Source organism: Halorhodospira sp. 9621 (assembly GCF_022228055.1).
Lineage (GTDB): Bacteria > Pseudomonadota > Gammaproteobacteria > Nitrococcales > Halorhodospiraceae > Halorhodospira > Halorhodospira halophila_A.
This window is the reverse complement of the sequence record NZ_JAJNRD010000001.1, coordinates 272,293-285,320: the sequence shown is the minus strand read 5'-3', so window position 1 is coordinate 285,320 and position 13,028 is coordinate 272,293. Positions and strand designations below refer to the sequence as shown.

The following is a 13,028-nucleotide window of genomic DNA, read 5'->3' as shown; positions in this document are numbered from 1 at the left end:
CCCCCCCCCCCGGGGGGGCGGGGTGCGCTCGTCAGCGGCTGCGGAGGATCTCGCTCAGGGCTTCATCCAGGGTCGGATACTCGAAGGTGAAACCGGCCTCCTGAAGGCGTTGGGGGCGCATGCGGGCGCCGGTGAGCAGGATCCGGGACATCTCGCCGAAGGCCAGACGCAGGGCTGGAGCCGGAGCGGGCAGGAAGGCCGGGCGATGCAGGTGGCGCGCCAGTGTCCGGGTGAATTCGGCGTTGGTCACCGGTTCCGGGGCGCCTGCGTTGAACGGGCCTGCGAGTGCCTCCTGATCGAGCAGAAAGAGGATGATGCGCACCAGATCGGTGCGGTGGATCCACGGCATGTACTGCTTGCCGCTGCCCAACGGCCCACCGAGGCCCAGCCGGAAGGGCGTGAGCAGCTTGGCGAGGGTGCCGCCGTCGCGGTCCAGCACCAGTCCGATCCGCATCAGCGCCACGCGGACCCCATGGGATTCGGCCTGCCGTGCCGCCTCTTCCCAGCGGGCGCAGAGCTCGTGAACGAACTCGGGGTTCGGCGGGGTCTCCTCCGTGACCTCTCGGTCGCCCTGATCGCCGTAATACCCCATCGCGGAAGCGGAGATCAGGGTCTTGGGTGGTGTATCGAGCTGGCCGCACAGATCGACCACAGCCTGGGTGGTGTTCAGTCGGGAGTCGAGCAGGCGCTGCTTCTTGGCCTCGGTCCAGCGTCCCTCGGCAATCGACTCGCCAGCGAGGTTGATGATCGCCTCGGGCTGGCTGTCGAGGAAATCGGCCACGTTCGGGCGGATGTCGGTCCGTGCTGGCAGGGCAGCGCGTGCGCGCTCCGGGTTGCGCGAGACGACCAGCAGCTCGTGGCCGCGCTCGTGGAGGCGAGCGCACAACGGCTTGCCGACGAAGCCGCTGCCGCCGGTGATCAGAATTCGCATGACACCCTCCCGTGTGGAAATTCCTGCGTATAGTATTGTCCAGCCTACCGCGACGGTGGAGGCAGGCAAGCCCGGTGGTGCGGTGTTGCAGGCGGTGGCTGCCCCGCGCCAGTGCGTGTGCGGTAAAATGCCGCAGGCTGGTTCAGGGCCGCGCCTTGCATTCCACGCCGCAACCTTTACGTTATGCCGTAACCGGCGATACCGTTGCATGAATGGATTAAGTAGCAACAGGGGGTCTACATGACGAACGAGGCACCGGATGATCTGGATCGTGGGCGACGGCGGTTCCTGACCGGCGCGGCGAGCGTGGTCGGTGGCGTCGGCGTGGTCTTCGCCGCGGTCCCGTTCATCGGCTTTCTCCGCCCCAGCGTGGAGGCGCAGGCGGAGGGTGCGCCCATCGAGGTCGATGTGAGCAAGCTCGAGCCCGGGCAGCGCTTGGAGTTTGAGTGGAAGGGCAGCCCGATCTGGGTGGTCAGCCGTACTCAGGAGCACCTTGAGACGCTGGATAAAATGGTGGACCGCCTGCGCGATCCGGACTCCGAGCGGGATCAGCAGCCGGATTACGCCCGGAACAAGCACCGGTCCGTGGACCCCGAGGTCTTTGTCGTGGTGCCGATCTGCACCCACCTGGGCTGCATCCCCACGTACTACCCCGAGATCGAGCCGATGGACTTCGACGCCGACTGGCTCGGCGGGTTTTTCTGCCCCTGCCACGGCGCGCGCTACGATATGGCTGGCCGGGTGTATCGGGCGCAGCCTGCGCCGAGGAACCTGGAGGTGCCGCCGCACCGGCAGGATGGTGACAAGCTGGTCATTGGCGAGCATCCCGAGGACGCCGACGCGTAGCTCGGTTCTGGCGCGGCGCGCGCTCTTCCGGCTTCGCAGCCGTCCAGGACTGTATAAAAAAACCCGCCCCCGAAGCTCGGGGGCGGGTTTTTTCATGGGTGCGGTATCGGGTGGGGCACCGGCGCCCGGTGCCCCACAGCCCTAATCGTCCGTGGGGTCGTGGTGGACGCGGTCGCTGGCGGTTGGTGCCGTCGGAGTAGCGCCGGCGGCATGGTTGGGGGACGTTGCCCCCGCGCGCGCAAGGCGCAGGGGCGGGGCCTGCCCCTGGTGGTCCTCCCCGAAGTAGAGGGTCCGGTGCGGGAAGGGGATCTCGATGCCGGCGGCATCCAGGCGCTTCTTGACCAGCCCGTTGTAGGCCCGGCCGATGGCCCATTGCATCCCCGGTGCCGTCTTGATGCGCACCCGGATATTGACCGAGCTGTCGCCCAGCGAGACCACCCCGTCTACCGCGAAGTCGCCGTAGAGGGCATTGCGGATGTCGGGATCCGGATGCTGTTTGAGGTCTTCGTAGGCGGCCTCGAGCACCGGGGTGACCTGGTCGACATCCTCTCGGTAGGCCACCCCATAGCTGCCAACGTGGTAGGCGAAGTGGCGGGTGAAGTTCGAGACGCTGTCCACTGAAGAGAACGGGATGAAGTGGTAGGTCCCGAACAGGTCGCGGATGTTCACCGAGCGAATGGTGAGCTTCTCCACCGTGCCTGTGACCCCGCCGGCGGTGACGATATCGCCGACGTCGATGGCGTTCTCGAGCTGGATGAACACGCCGGTGATGATGTCCTGAACCAGCTTCTGCGCGCCAAAGCCGATGGCGAGGCCGAGGACACCGGCACCGGCGATCAGCGGGCCGATGTTAATCCCGATCTCGGCGAGGACGATCATCGTCGTCATGGTGACCAGGACGATGGCGATGGCGTTGCGGAACAGGGTGAGCAGCGTCTGCTCCCGCGCCGAGGGGGTGCCGTGGCCCACGTCCGGATTCAGGCGGTGCTCGATGAAGCTGGCCGCCAGCAGCCAGACCGCCGTGGCGGCGAGCAGGACCAGGGTAACCGAGAGGATCACCCCGAGGGTCTGCAGGCCGCCCTCGGAAGCGAGCCAGCCGGTGAAGTCGAACAGCTGCCAGGCATCGAGCACGGTGGCGATGACCACGATCAGGATGGCGGTCCGTGCGATTTTCAGCACGATGGGCAGGTAGCTATTCAGGCGCTGCTCGAGCAGTGGGAAGTGGCGCCGGTTGCGTTCGCTAAGCCGGATACGCCGGGCCGTGGCCTGGGTCAGGACAATGGCCAGGAAGGCCCCGATGCCGATGGCCAGTGCCGTCTGCAGGGTCGCCTGGGCCATGAAGGCCAGAGCGGCATCCGGCTGGGTGATGGTGACTACGGCGAGCGCGCCGAAGTAAAGGATTACGACCCAGTGCCAGACCCAGGCCAGCGACGAGAGGATGGTCCGGGTGAACAGCACCCTGGACTCGGCGGCGCTGGCCTGGAGCCGCTCGCGCACGTCGTGCCGGTTGCGCAGGGCGATCACCACCGCATAGCCGAAGGCGAGCACCATGACAAGGAGCACCGCCAGCTGTCCCAGCCCCTCGGCAACGGCCATGGTGACGAAGGGACCGATGAACAGCAGGCCGTAACCGATCAGTCCGGACATGCGGGCCAGCCGCTTGCCCCAGTAGGTGGCGTGCTCATCGTCGGTGGCGATCAGCCGCAGGTGGGGGTTGCGCGGTGCGAACAGAATGCGCAGCAGGGCCTTGAAGCCCTCGACCATCAGGAACGCATTCAGGAACAGGGATTCCCGCGCCTCGATGCCGCCCACCTCGCCGACCAGCGAGAGGGCGATGGCGTACCCGGCGATCCAGGCCAGGAAGATGGTCGCCAGGTCGGCCGCGGCGGCGCCGAGCACGCCGACGGTGCGCCGCACCGTGCGCAGGCGCGCGTCGCCGCGCTGGGCCCAGCCCTCGGCGCGGTTGAACACGGGGCGTGCCAGGGGGCGCAGCACGAGGAGCAGGCCGATGGTGACGACAATGATCAGGCCCAGGTCGGCCAGTTCCAGGGCCAGCGCCCAGAGCTGCGGGCCGATGGCCTCGCCCTCGATATCCCGGAACAGTTCCCCGATCTCGCGAAGCTCCTGCCCGATGGTCTGAGCGGCCCCCTGAGTGAGCTCGGCAACGCTGCGTGCCGGAGACTCTGCCGGGGTCTCGGCCAGAAGGCGAGCGGGGAGTAGGGTGGCGAGGGCGCCGATCAGCCAGGCAAGCGGGGTTCGTGTGGACACGCGGCATCTCCTTTTCCGGATGGATGCCGTCAAGCGTAACGGTTGAGCCGTGGCGGTGGCCATGTCCCTGGCCTTCAGGCGGGGGCGCCGATCGATTAAACTTGATCTGGAGTCCGAAAGGGAGGAGACCACCGTGAACTGGCTCAGAGTGGTGCCCTGGGCGTTGCGGGCGGCGCGCCTGGCGCGCAGTGCGGAGCAGGTCCGGCGTGAGCGTGGCGGTCGCCGGGTCAGTGGCTACGATACCGGTAAGGCTGCCGGGCGGGCGCTGCGCCGCGTTTTGAAGTAGTCGGGCCCGTCCCCGTTGGATCAGGCGCCGAGCTGACGGCGCAGGATCTTCCCGCTGGGTGTCTTGGGCAGCTCGTCGACGAAGTGGATCTCGCGTGGTGCGACTGCGGCACCGAGGCGTTGTCTTGCGTGGGCGATCAGATCCCGCTGCAGCTGTTCCGGGGCCTCCGGCGGGCGGCGCGGGACGACCCAGGCCGCGACCAGGGCGCCGGCCACCGCATCGGGGACACCACTGACCCCGCATTCGGCCACCTCCGGGTGGTGATTCAGAACGGCCTCGACCTCCGCCGGTCCGACCATGTGACCCGCGGTCTTGATCACGTCGTCGGCGCGGCCGATGAAACGCAGCTCGCCTTGCTCGTCCCACTGGGCGAGATCGCCGGAGCGGTACCAGTTGTCGACGAAGGCATCGCGGTAACGCTCCGGCGCACCGAGATAGGCGCGGAACATCGACGGCCAGCCCCGACGGATGAGGATCTCGCCGGTGGCGCCCGGCTCCGTAACGGGGTTCACCGTCTTACCTTCCACGTTGGCCAGGATCAGTTCGACGCCGGGGACGGGGCGGCCCATGCGGCCGGAGCGCACCGGCGCATTGCCGTACTGGGCCGTCATGATCGCGCCGGTCTCGGACTGCCACCAGGCGTCGCGGGTGGGGAGGCCGAGGCGTTCCTCGGTCCACTCCGTCAGTGCTGGATCGAGCGGTTCGCCGGTGCTGAAGATCCGCTCCAGGCGTGACAGATCATGCCCGGCCAGTGCCTCGGGGCCGGCCCGGCGCAGCATGCGCAGCGCCGTAGGCGCCGTGAACCAGCACTCAATGCCCTCTGCGGCGAGGGTTCCGTACCAACGCCTGGCGTCGAACTCGCCCTCATCCACCACCAGGGTTGCTCCGCAGAGCAGCGGTGCCAGGATGCCGTAGGAGACGCCGGTGACCCACCCCGGGTCGGCGGTGCACCAGTAGCGCTGCCCGGGGGCAAGGCCGAGGACCTCGCGCCCTGTGGCCAGATGCGCCGCTGCCGCCCGGTGGACGTGGAGCACGCCTTTGGGCGGACCGGTGGTGCCGCTGGTGAAGTGGAGCAGCGCCGGGTACTCGGCGCCCGTCGCGATGGGCTGCGGCGCAGCGTCATCGGCGCAGAAAGTCTGCCAGGACTCGGCGCCGGGGGCATCGCCGTCGACGAGTACAATGTGTTCCAGGGCCGGCAGTGCGCCGCGCACCGGGGCGATGCGCTCCTCGAAGAGCTGCCGGGTGGTGACCACGACACGCGCTTCGCCGAGCTCGAGGCGGCGGCGGATGGGGTCGGGACCGTAGACCGAGAACAAAGGCGCGTAGACCGCCCCGTGGCGAAGCGTGCCGAGCGCGGCCAGATAGAGTTCGGGGCGGCGCGGCCCGAGGGTGCAGACCCGCTCGGCAAGGCGCACGCCGCGACGCTCCAGCGCCCGGGCGAAGCGCAGGGCGCCGTCGAGCAGGTCTACGTAGTTGTAGACCCGCCGCTCGCCCTCAGCGCCGCGCCAGATCAGAGCTTCCTGATCGCCGCGGCCGGCGGTGATATTCCGCTCCAGGCACTGGTACGCCAGGTTCAGGCCGCCGTCATCCTGGGCGCCCAGCCACTCCCGTTCTACGCTCTCCCAAGAGAATGAGGCCCCTTCTGCGCCCATCGGCGGTCCATTATCCCGACTGTTGACCATCCCGCTATCCTGAGTCCGCCTTCTGTTGCAGCGCAAGGGGGCGGGGCGGCCTTTGTGTCGCTCAGGCCGCGAAGCGGTGGCGTTCAGGGGAGGTGGTACTCCCGCGACGCCCCCGTTCTTAGGTACCCTATGCAGATTGCCTGCAACCGTTTATGACAGAGGAGTCATCCATGGCGGATAACCGTCGCAGCCGAGTGATCACCCAGGGTGTGGCCCGAACCCCGAACCGCGCGATGTTGCGGGCCGTCGGCTTCCGGGATGAGGACTTCGAGAAGCCGATCATCGGGGTCGGCAACGCACACAGCACGATCACTCCCTGCAACGTCGGGATCGGCGCCATGGCGCGGCGCGCCGAGGAGGCGCTGCGCGAGGTGGGGGCGATGCCGATGAAATTCGGCACCATCACGGTCTCCGACGGCATCACCATGGGCACCGAGGGTATGAAGTACTCCCTCGTCTCCCGCGAGGTGATCGCCGACTCCATCGAGACGGTCGGGGGCGGCCAGCAGATGGACGGGATGCTGGCCACCGGTGGCTGCGACAAGAACATGCCGGGCGCCATGATCGCCCTGGCCCGGCTCGATATCCCCGGCATCTTCGTCTACGGCGGCACCATCAAGCCCGGCCACTACAAGGGCGAGGACCTGACCGTGGTCAGCGCCTTCGAGGCAGTAGGGCAGTACAACGCTGGCAATCTCTCCGAGGAGGATCTCAGGGGCGTGGAGGAGAACGCCTGCCCCGGAGCCGGCTCCTGTGGCGGCATGTTCACGGCGAATACCATGTCCAGCGCCTTCGAGGCCATGGGCATGAGCCTGATGGGTTCCTCGACCGTCTCCGCGGAAGATGACGAGGCCCGGGATGTGGCCGCCGAGGCGGCGCGGGTGCTCATGGACGCGGTCCACCACGATCGGCGGCCATCCTCCATCCTGACACGAGAGGCGTTCGAGAACGCGTTCGCCGTGGTCATGGCCCTGGGCGGGTCGACCAATGCCGTGCTCCATCTGCTGGCCATCGCCAATACCGCCGAGGTCCCGTTCGACCTCGACGATGTCGAGCGGATTCGCCGCAAGGTGCCAGTGCTCTGCGATCTCAAGCCTTCCGGTCGTTTCGTGACCAGCCAGTTCCACGAGGTGGGAGGTACGCCGCAGGTGATGCGCATCCTGCTCGAGCAGGGGCTGCTCCACGGCGGTTGCAGGACCATAACCGGGCAGACCATCGAGGAGCTGATCGGCCACCTGCCGCCGGAACCGCCGGCGGATCAGGAGATCATCATGCCCTTCGATCGGCCGCTTTACCCGGAGGGCCACTTGGCGATCCTGCGCGGCAACCTGGCCGAGGAGGGGGCTGTGGCCAAGGTCAGCGGCATCAAGCAGCGCCGCATCAGCGGCCCGGCCCGGGTGTTCGACTCCGAGGAGGAGTGTCTGGAGGCGATCCTGGCCGACCGTGTGCAGGCCGGTGATGTGGTCATCGTCCGCTACGAGGGGCCCAAGGGCGGTCCGGGCATGCGCGAGATGCTGGCGCCCACCTCGGCGATCATCGGCAAGGGCCTCGGCGACGCCGTGGGCCTCATCACCGACGGCCGCTTCTCCGGCGGTACCTACGGGATGGTGGTCGGTCACGTGGCGCCGGAGGCCTACGACGGCGGTACCATTGCGCTCGTCGCCGAGGGCGACACCGTGACCATCGATGCCGACCGCAATCTGTTGCAGGTGGAGGTGGACGAAGCCGAACTGGAGCGCCGCCGCAGCCAGTGGCAGGTGCCCCGGCCGCGCTACCGCCGCGGGGTGCTGGGCAAGTACGCGCGCCTGGCGGCCTCGGCCAGTCGCGGCGCAGTGACCGACGCCGATCTCTTCCCCGATCAGGACTAGGCGGGACGAGGCACCGAAGCACAGCGGTGCCGTCGGCGACGGCACCAGCTACAGCCACGCGTACCCAGGAGGGAAGCGATGAAGCTCCCCGAGATTATGACGGACAAGCTGGTCACCGGGCATCCCGATGAGGGGGTGCGGGAGGCCTTCTTCAAGATGCGCTACAACCACATCCGCCATCTGCCCGTAGTGGATGAGGATATGGGGCTGCTCGGCATCGTGACCGACCGCGATCTGCGGCGGCCGGACTGGGTGGATGAGGCGCCGGATCTTGCCCATGTCTACTACCTGGACGACAACATGGCGCTCAAGAACGTCATGACCCGCAACCCGGTCGTTGTCCACACCTACGATCCGGTTCAGCGGGCGGCCCAGCTCATGCGAGAGAACCGTTTCGGTGCGCTGCCGGTGCTCAACAAGGAGCAGCGGCTGGTGGGCATGGTCTCCGCCGTGGATATGCTCCAAATCCTTGAGGAGCTGCTCGACAAGTTCGGCTCGCCGGAGGGTGTGGGCTGAACCGCCGCGCTGCTTCCGCAGGGTTGCGGCGGGGCTGCCGCCGGGCGACGGGGTCGTGACGGGGAGGGGGGTGCTTGTCTGCGCTTGGACCGCGTCCCACTGAGCCCGAGGCCTGGCAGAGCTGGCTGCGGGAGGCCTTCGGGCTGCTCATGCGCCGTCCGCTGGCCTTCCTTGCCTACACCGCCGGTGTCGCAGGAGCCCTGCTGATTGCCCACTCGGTGGCCTGGGCGCCCCTGCGCGGGATGGTCACACTGCTGGTGGTCGTCCTGGCCCTGGTGCTGTTCGTGCGGTTGGCCCTGGTGGCCGACTACAACCGGGATCCCCGCCCCCTCTATGTCCTGCCGGGCAATCTCGACGGCGCTGTGGCGCTGACGGTGGGGGCGGCTCTGTTCGCCGCCTACGGCGCACTGGGGCCATTGTTGTTCTGGCCGCTGGCCGACTCCCTCGAGGCGGTTCTGATCGGGTTCGGGCTCTACGAGGAGCGCTTGGCCTCGGGGGCACCGGCGCCCCCACCCCAGGAGGCCTATGTCATTGGTCCGGTGTTCGTCGCGGGCGGCGTCTGGGCCCTGGCGCTGCTGGGTGCGCTGGCGGGGCTGCTGGCCTTCGGGCAGTGGTTTCTGTTGCCCATGGTGGCCCTGCACGGAGCGCATCCCGGCATGGCCATGTGGATGAGCGTCCGCGCCTACGCCGGCAACCCCGTGCCTTTAACTGGCATGCTCGGGCTGTTGCTCGGCGCGGTGGGCGTGGCGGTGCTCACCGCCGGCTGGCTGGGGATCCTGCTGCTGCCGCTGTTCGGGGCCGTCCTCTACACTTCGTACCGCGACGTCTTTCTATCCCGTTCCCACAACCATCCGCCAGGCGTGCCGGTGCTCACCGAGGCCGAACTCCTCGATCAGGGTGACGACGGCGACTGACTACCGGCGGCCCGTCCAGGGCCGTGACGGTGCGCGCCCTGCGGTCACTCGTTGACCGCCGTGCGCTGCGAGTCCTCGTGGAGTCGGGCGCGGTGCAGGCAGCCGATCATGTCGCCGATCGCTGCGGCGGCATCGGCCCAGACGGCGTCGCCGTCGGCGTTCGCCATCTCCAGGTAGCGTTCCCGTTCGGCGTCCAGGATGGCTTCGAGCCGGTCGGCCGGGAACGGGCGGACGTGCTCAGGGTCGGCCGAGTCCGGGCGACCGGGCAGCAGGGCGTAGAACCAGCCCGTCTGCTCGCCGTTGTCACGGTGTGGGGGGACCAGGCCGTGGGCGATGAATCCGCCCGCGACGGTGGTGGCCTGGCCGTTGCGTTCCGCGTATTGCGGGCTGACCAGTGCGGTAAACATGGCCGTATGACTCCCGGGCGTGATCACGCCCTGTATGGCTAAGCAAAGGAAAGCTTATGCTGTCCTGCAACAAATTTTACTACCAGTTACCTGACATGTGAACCGTTCATCATGTGTGTCAAGGACGGTACATGCGCCGTGGCCGTCACCACGGCACAATGGGGTGATGATCTGGGTCCTTGTAATGCTCCTGCTGCTTGGCGCGCTCTACGGCCCCGGCCTGTGGGTTCAGCGCGTCATGCGGCGGTACGCCGAGCCTGCCGATCGTTACGCAGTCAGCGGGGGTGGGCTGGCCCGCGAGCTGCTCGACGGCTGTGGTCTGAGTCGCGTCCGGGTCGAGCGCACCCAGCAGGGTGACCACTACGATCCCGCCGCCGCCGCGGTGCGGCTCTCGCCGGAGCACTACGACCGCCGCTCGCTGGCGGCGCTCACGGTTGCTGCCCATGAGGTTGGGCATGCACTCCAGCACGCTTCCGGCTACGCGCCCTTCGTCTGGCGCCAGCGGCTGGTCCGTGCCACCGGCCGGGCACAGCAGCTCGGTGCGATCCTGCTGCTTGCTGCCCCGGTGGTTGCCGGTGTGCTGCGGGTGCCCGGGGTGGCCCTGCTGTTTGCGGTCGGTGGCCTGCTCAGCCTGGGATCGGGGGTCGTGGTGCACCTGGTCACCCTGCCCACCGAAGTCGATGCCAGCTTCCGCCGTGCCCTGCCGTTGTTGCATCGCAGTGGCTATCTCTATCCGGACGTCGATCCACCCCACGCGCGCCGGATCCTCAGTGCCGCTGCGCTGACCTACGTGGCGCAGTCGCTGGCGTCACTGCTCAATTTCTGGACCTGGCTGCGGGTGCTGCGGCCAGGCCCGTGACGCCTGCGCGCCCGGGTGCCGGATGCACCGTTGGGGGTGCGGGGCCGGCTGGCTGTTCAAGGGCGTGGGGCGCGGGCCGATAGCCTGCGTAGCGAGGGAGGCGGTTGGATATGGGCATGACGCAACGACACTGGATCTGGGTGGCCAGCGCTGTGCTGGTGGTGGGCTCGCTGGGCAAAGCGCCGGCTCAGGACGAAGCCGGACCGCGGGATGGCGTCCGGCTGCCGGTATTGGGGCCTGATCGAGAGGCCATTGATCTGTTGCGCACGCGGCCCGAAGAGGTCGAGCGTCGCCTGCGCGAGCGCGAACCGCCGGGTCCCGAGCTGGCCGCACGGTCCCCGCTTCCGGTCCCCCAGTTGCCCGTGCCCGAAGAGCCGCAACCCGATGCGGCTGCGGAGGTGGTCGATGTCGACCGGATCCGGGTTTCGGCCGCCGCTGCCGGCGAGGGCGTGGTCCAGGGCGAGGCGGCGTTGCGGAATACCGCGGAGCAGTCCCACCGGCTGGTACGAGTGCTGACCACGGCGGCTGAGGAGGCCATGCTCCATACGGTGGAGCATCGCGGCGGCGTGCGGCAGGTTCAGCGCTTGGACGGCCTGCTGTTGCCCCCGGAAGAAGAGGTCGAACTGCGCCCCGGAGGGCCGCGGCTGCTGTTGGTCGATCTGCGCCGTCCGCTTGCCGAGGGGGAAGCCATCACCCTCGATTTCTACTTCGGGGACGGTAGCCGCAAGCGGGTGGAGGCCCCCGTGCGGCGTCCGATGCCCTGAGCGGCCCAAGCTAGGGGTGGCCCAAGGTGCTGCCCGCCGGCGGAATGTAAACGGCCGGGCTAGGGGGCGGCGACCCGGAAGAAGCGGCGCGCCACCTGGCTCGAGGTCTCCGCCAGTTCGGCGACGTCACGGCCTGCATGGTGGGCCACCGCGCGTCCGATGTGCGGCATGAGGCAGGGCTCGTTGCGCCGGTTCTTGACCGGCAGGCCCACTTGCTCGGGGTTGACGTCGCGGGGCAGCAGGTAAGGGCAGTCCGTCTCGACCATCAGCCGCTCCGGGGGGATGACGCGAACCGCATCGCGCACCGCCTGGCCGCGGCGTTCATCGCAGATCCAGCCGGTGACGCCGATGTGCAGGTCCAGATCCAGATACGCCTGCGCCACCTCGGGGCCCTCGGTGAAGCAGTGGGCTACGCCGTCGACCAGGTGGTCGCGGTAGGCCCGGATGATCTCGCTGAAGCGCTGGTGGGCATCACGCTGGTGCAGGAATACCGGCAGCTGCAGCTCCGCGGCCAGTTCCAGGTGGCGCTCGAAGACGCGCTGCTGAACCTCCGGCGGGGAGTGGTTACGGTAGAAATCGAGACCGGTCTCGCCGATGGCGACCACCTCCGGCCGCGCGGCCAGCTCGCGCAGGACCGATTCGGAGTCGCTGGAGAAGGTCTTCGCCATGTGCGGGTGGAAACCAGCCGTAGCGAAAAGTCGCCCCGGATGATCCGCCGCGAGGGCCTGGGCCTTGATCGACTCGCCCTCGTCGGTGCCGGTCACAAAGAGCTGGCTGACTCCAGCGGCGTCGGCCCGCTCGAGGACCTGGTGGAGATCCTTGCGAAAGGTGTGGTGCGTCAGGTTGGCGCCGATGTCGATCCATTCCATAGCCGCGCAATTGTACGGTCGGGTGGCCGCCGAGGCCACCCCGGCATGCGCGCAAAGCGCCGGCCAGGAGTGCTAAGGTGCTGCGGACGACCACCGCGGCTCCGCCGGAGCCGGCGCACCGGGAGAGGATCCAGGCAGAAAAATGGCAACGACGCTGGCCTTCGATGTCTACGGCACCCTGATCGATACCCACGGCGTGACCGAGGCGCTGCGCCCGCATCTCGGGGATCGGGCGCTGGCCTTCGCACGCGGCTGGCGGGAGCGTCAGTTGGAGTACGCCTATCGGCGCACGGTCATGGGCCAGTATGCGGATTTCTCGGTGTGCATCGCGGACGCCCTGGACCATACGGCACGCTCGTTCGGTCTGAGCCTGAGTAGCGGTGAGCGTGATGTCCTGCTCGGCAGCTATCAGCGCTTGCCGGCCTACCAGGAGGCCGAGCTGGCTCTGCGCGAACTCCACGAGGCCGGCTACACCGGCTACGCCTTTTCCAACGGGAGCCGTGAGACGGTCAGCAAACTGCTCGGGGACAACGCCCTGCGCACCTACATCGAAGATATCGTCAGCGTCGAGGTCGTGGAGGCGTTCAAGCCCAGCCCCCGGGCCTACGACGCGTTCCTCGCCGAGGCGGGCAGCCGGGCCGAAGAGACCTGGCTGGTCTCGGGCAATCCGTTCGACGTCATCGGAGCCCGTGCCAGTGGCTGGAACGCGATCTGGGTGCGGCGTCTGCCTGGGGCGGTTTTCGATCCCTGGGGCCCGGAACCGAATGCAACCGTGGCATCGCTATGCGACATCCGGCGTGTTCTGCCGCCGGCCTGAC

13 protein-coding genes are annotated in these 13,028 nt (G+C 68.4%); 8 read left to right on the top strand and 5 right to left on the bottom strand.

Annotated elements, in window-relative coordinates; genetic code table 11:
* Nucleotides 1–31: 31 nt before the first annotated feature.
* Nucleotides 32–931 (bottom strand): TIGR01777 family oxidoreductase, encoded by a 900-nt coding sequence (locus tag LRF89_RS01260; RefSeq protein WP_201167847.1) that lies wholly within the window; start codon nucleotides 929–931, stop codon nucleotides 32–34.
* Between the two features lie 240 nt (nucleotides 932–1,171).
* Here LRF89_RS01260 and petA point away from each other — a divergent pair, with 240 nt between their 5' ends.
* Nucleotides 1,172–1,777 (top strand): ubiquinol-cytochrome c reductase iron-sulfur subunit, encoded by a 606-nt coding sequence (petA, locus tag LRF89_RS01255; RefSeq protein WP_201167844.1) that lies wholly within the window; start codon nucleotides 1,172–1,174, stop codon nucleotides 1,775–1,777.
* A 141-nt stretch (nucleotides 1,778–1,918) separates the two neighbouring features.
* On the opposite strand, the gene LRF89_RS01250 is transcribed toward petA, so the two are convergent.
* Nucleotides 1,919–4,045, bottom strand: coding sequence for a mechanosensitive ion channel domain-containing protein (locus LRF89_RS01250; protein WP_201167841.1), 2,127 nt, complete (start codon nucleotides 4,043–4,045; stop codon nucleotides 1,919–1,921).
* A 133-nt stretch (nucleotides 4,046–4,178) separates the two neighbouring features.
* Here LRF89_RS01250 and LRF89_RS01245 point away from each other — a divergent pair, with 133 nt between their 5' ends.
* The gene (locus LRF89_RS01245; protein ID WP_201167838.1) at nucleotides 4,179–4,331 is read left to right on the top strand and encodes a hypothetical protein; all 153 of its coding nucleotides are present in this window, start codon (nucleotides 4,179–4,181) and stop codon (nucleotides 4,329–4,331) included.
* A gap of 20 nt (nucleotides 4,332–4,351) precedes the next feature.
* Here LRF89_RS01245 and LRF89_RS01240 read toward each other — a convergent pair whose 3' ends face one another.
* On the bottom strand, nucleotides 4,352–6,013 hold the full coding sequence (locus tag LRF89_RS01240) for an AMP-binding protein (protein ID WP_201167835.1): 1,662 nt from the start codon (nucleotides 6,011–6,013) through the stop codon (nucleotides 4,352–4,354).
* A 170-nt stretch (nucleotides 6,014–6,183) separates the two neighbouring features.
* Here LRF89_RS01240 and ilvD point away from each other — a divergent pair, with 170 nt between their 5' ends.
* The 3 genes from ilvD (at nucleotide 6,184) to LRF89_RS01225 (ending at nucleotide 9,311) form a co-directional block, all read left to right on the top strand.
* Nucleotides 6,184–7,881 carry a dihydroxy-acid dehydratase gene (gene ilvD / locus LRF89_RS01235; protein WP_201243051.1) on the top strand — a complete coding sequence of 566 codons (1,698 nt, stop codon included), beginning with the start codon at nucleotides 6,184–6,186 and terminating at the stop codon, nucleotides 7,879–7,881.
* 78 nt (nucleotides 7,882–7,959) lie between these two features.
* Nucleotides 7,960–8,397: a CBS domain-containing protein gene (locus LRF89_RS01230; RefSeq protein ID WP_201167831.1), complete on the top strand. Its 438-nt coding sequence runs from the start codon at nucleotides 7,960–7,962 to the stop codon at nucleotides 8,395–8,397.
* A gap of 74 nt (nucleotides 8,398–8,471) precedes the next feature.
* Entirely contained in the window at nucleotides 8,472–9,311 is an 840-nt protein-coding gene (locus tag LRF89_RS01225; RefSeq protein ID WP_201167829.1) for a hypothetical protein, read from the top strand.
* 44 nt (nucleotides 9,312–9,355) lie between these two features.
* Here LRF89_RS01225 and LRF89_RS01220 read toward each other — a convergent pair whose 3' ends face one another.
* Nucleotides 9,356–9,718: a hypothetical protein gene (locus tag LRF89_RS01220; protein WP_201167827.1), complete on the bottom strand. Its 363-nt coding sequence runs from the start codon at nucleotides 9,716–9,718 to the stop codon at nucleotides 9,356–9,358.
* Between the two features lie 163 nt (nucleotides 9,719–9,881).
* Here LRF89_RS01220 and LRF89_RS01215 point away from each other — a divergent pair, with 163 nt between their 5' ends.
* Both LRF89_RS01215 and LRF89_RS01210 read left to right on the top strand, forming a co-directional pair.
* Nucleotides 9,882–10,577 (top strand): zinc metallopeptidase, encoded by a 696-nt coding sequence (locus LRF89_RS01215; protein WP_201167825.1) that lies wholly within the window; start codon nucleotides 9,882–9,884, stop codon nucleotides 10,575–10,577.
* Nucleotides 10,578–10,693: 116 nt separating this feature from the next.
* A complete protein-coding gene (locus LRF89_RS01210) occupies nucleotides 10,694–11,341 on the top strand; it encodes a copper chaperone PCu(A)C (protein WP_238635337.1) in 648 nt (215 codons plus the stop codon).
* A gap of 59 nt (nucleotides 11,342–11,400) precedes the next feature.
* Here the strand turns inward: LRF89_RS01210 and LRF89_RS01205 are convergent, their stop codons facing one another.
* A complete protein-coding gene (locus LRF89_RS01205) occupies nucleotides 11,401–12,210 on the bottom strand; it encodes a TatD family hydrolase (RefSeq protein ID WP_201167820.1) in 810 nt (269 codons plus the stop codon).
* A gap of 142 nt (nucleotides 12,211–12,352) precedes the next feature.
* Here LRF89_RS01205 and LRF89_RS01200 point away from each other — a divergent pair, with 142 nt between their 5' ends.
* Nucleotides 12,353–13,027 carry a haloacid dehalogenase type II gene (locus tag LRF89_RS01200; RefSeq protein ID WP_201167817.1) on the top strand — a complete coding sequence of 225 codons (675 nt, stop codon included), beginning with the start codon at nucleotides 12,353–12,355 and terminating at the stop codon, nucleotides 13,025–13,027.
* Nucleotide 13,028 lies beyond the last annotated feature (1 nt).

What these genes read in the sequence shown, in the direction of transcription:
- LRF89_RS01220 (WP_201167827.1), bottom strand. Translation starts at nt 9,718, where the DNA reads ATGTTTACCGCACTGGTCAGCCCGCAATACGCGGAACGCAACGGCCAG.
- LRF89_RS01200 (WP_201167817.1), top strand. Translation starts at nt 12,353, where the DNA reads ATGGCAACGACGCTGGCCTTCGATGTCTACGGCACCCTGATCGATACC.
- LRF89_RS01240 (WP_201167835.1), bottom strand. Translation starts at nt 6,013, where the DNA reads ATGGTCAACAGTCGGGATAATGGACCGCCGATGGGCGCAGAAGGGGCC.
- LRF89_RS01205 (WP_201167820.1), bottom strand. Translation starts at nt 12,210, where the DNA reads ATGGAATGGATCGACATCGGCGCCAACCTGACGCACCACACCTTTCGC.
- LRF89_RS01210 (WP_238635337.1), top strand. Translation starts at nt 10,694, where the DNA reads ATGACGCAACGACACTGGATCTGGGTGGCCAGCGCTGTGCTGGTGGTG.
- petA (WP_201167844.1), top strand. Translation starts at nt 1,172, where the DNA reads ATGACGAACGAGGCACCGGATGATCTGGATCGTGGGCGACGGCGGTTC.
- LRF89_RS01230 (WP_201167831.1), top strand. Translation starts at nt 7,960, where the DNA reads ATGAAGCTCCCCGAGATTATGACGGACAAGCTGGTCACCGGGCATCCC.
- LRF89_RS01260 (WP_201167847.1), bottom strand. Translation starts at nt 931, where the DNA reads ATGCGAATTCTGATCACCGGCGGCAGCGGCTTCGTCGGCAAGCCGTTG.
- ilvD (WP_201243051.1), top strand. Translation starts at nt 6,184, where the DNA reads ATGGCGGATAACCGTCGCAGCCGAGTGATCACCCAGGGTGTGGCCCGA.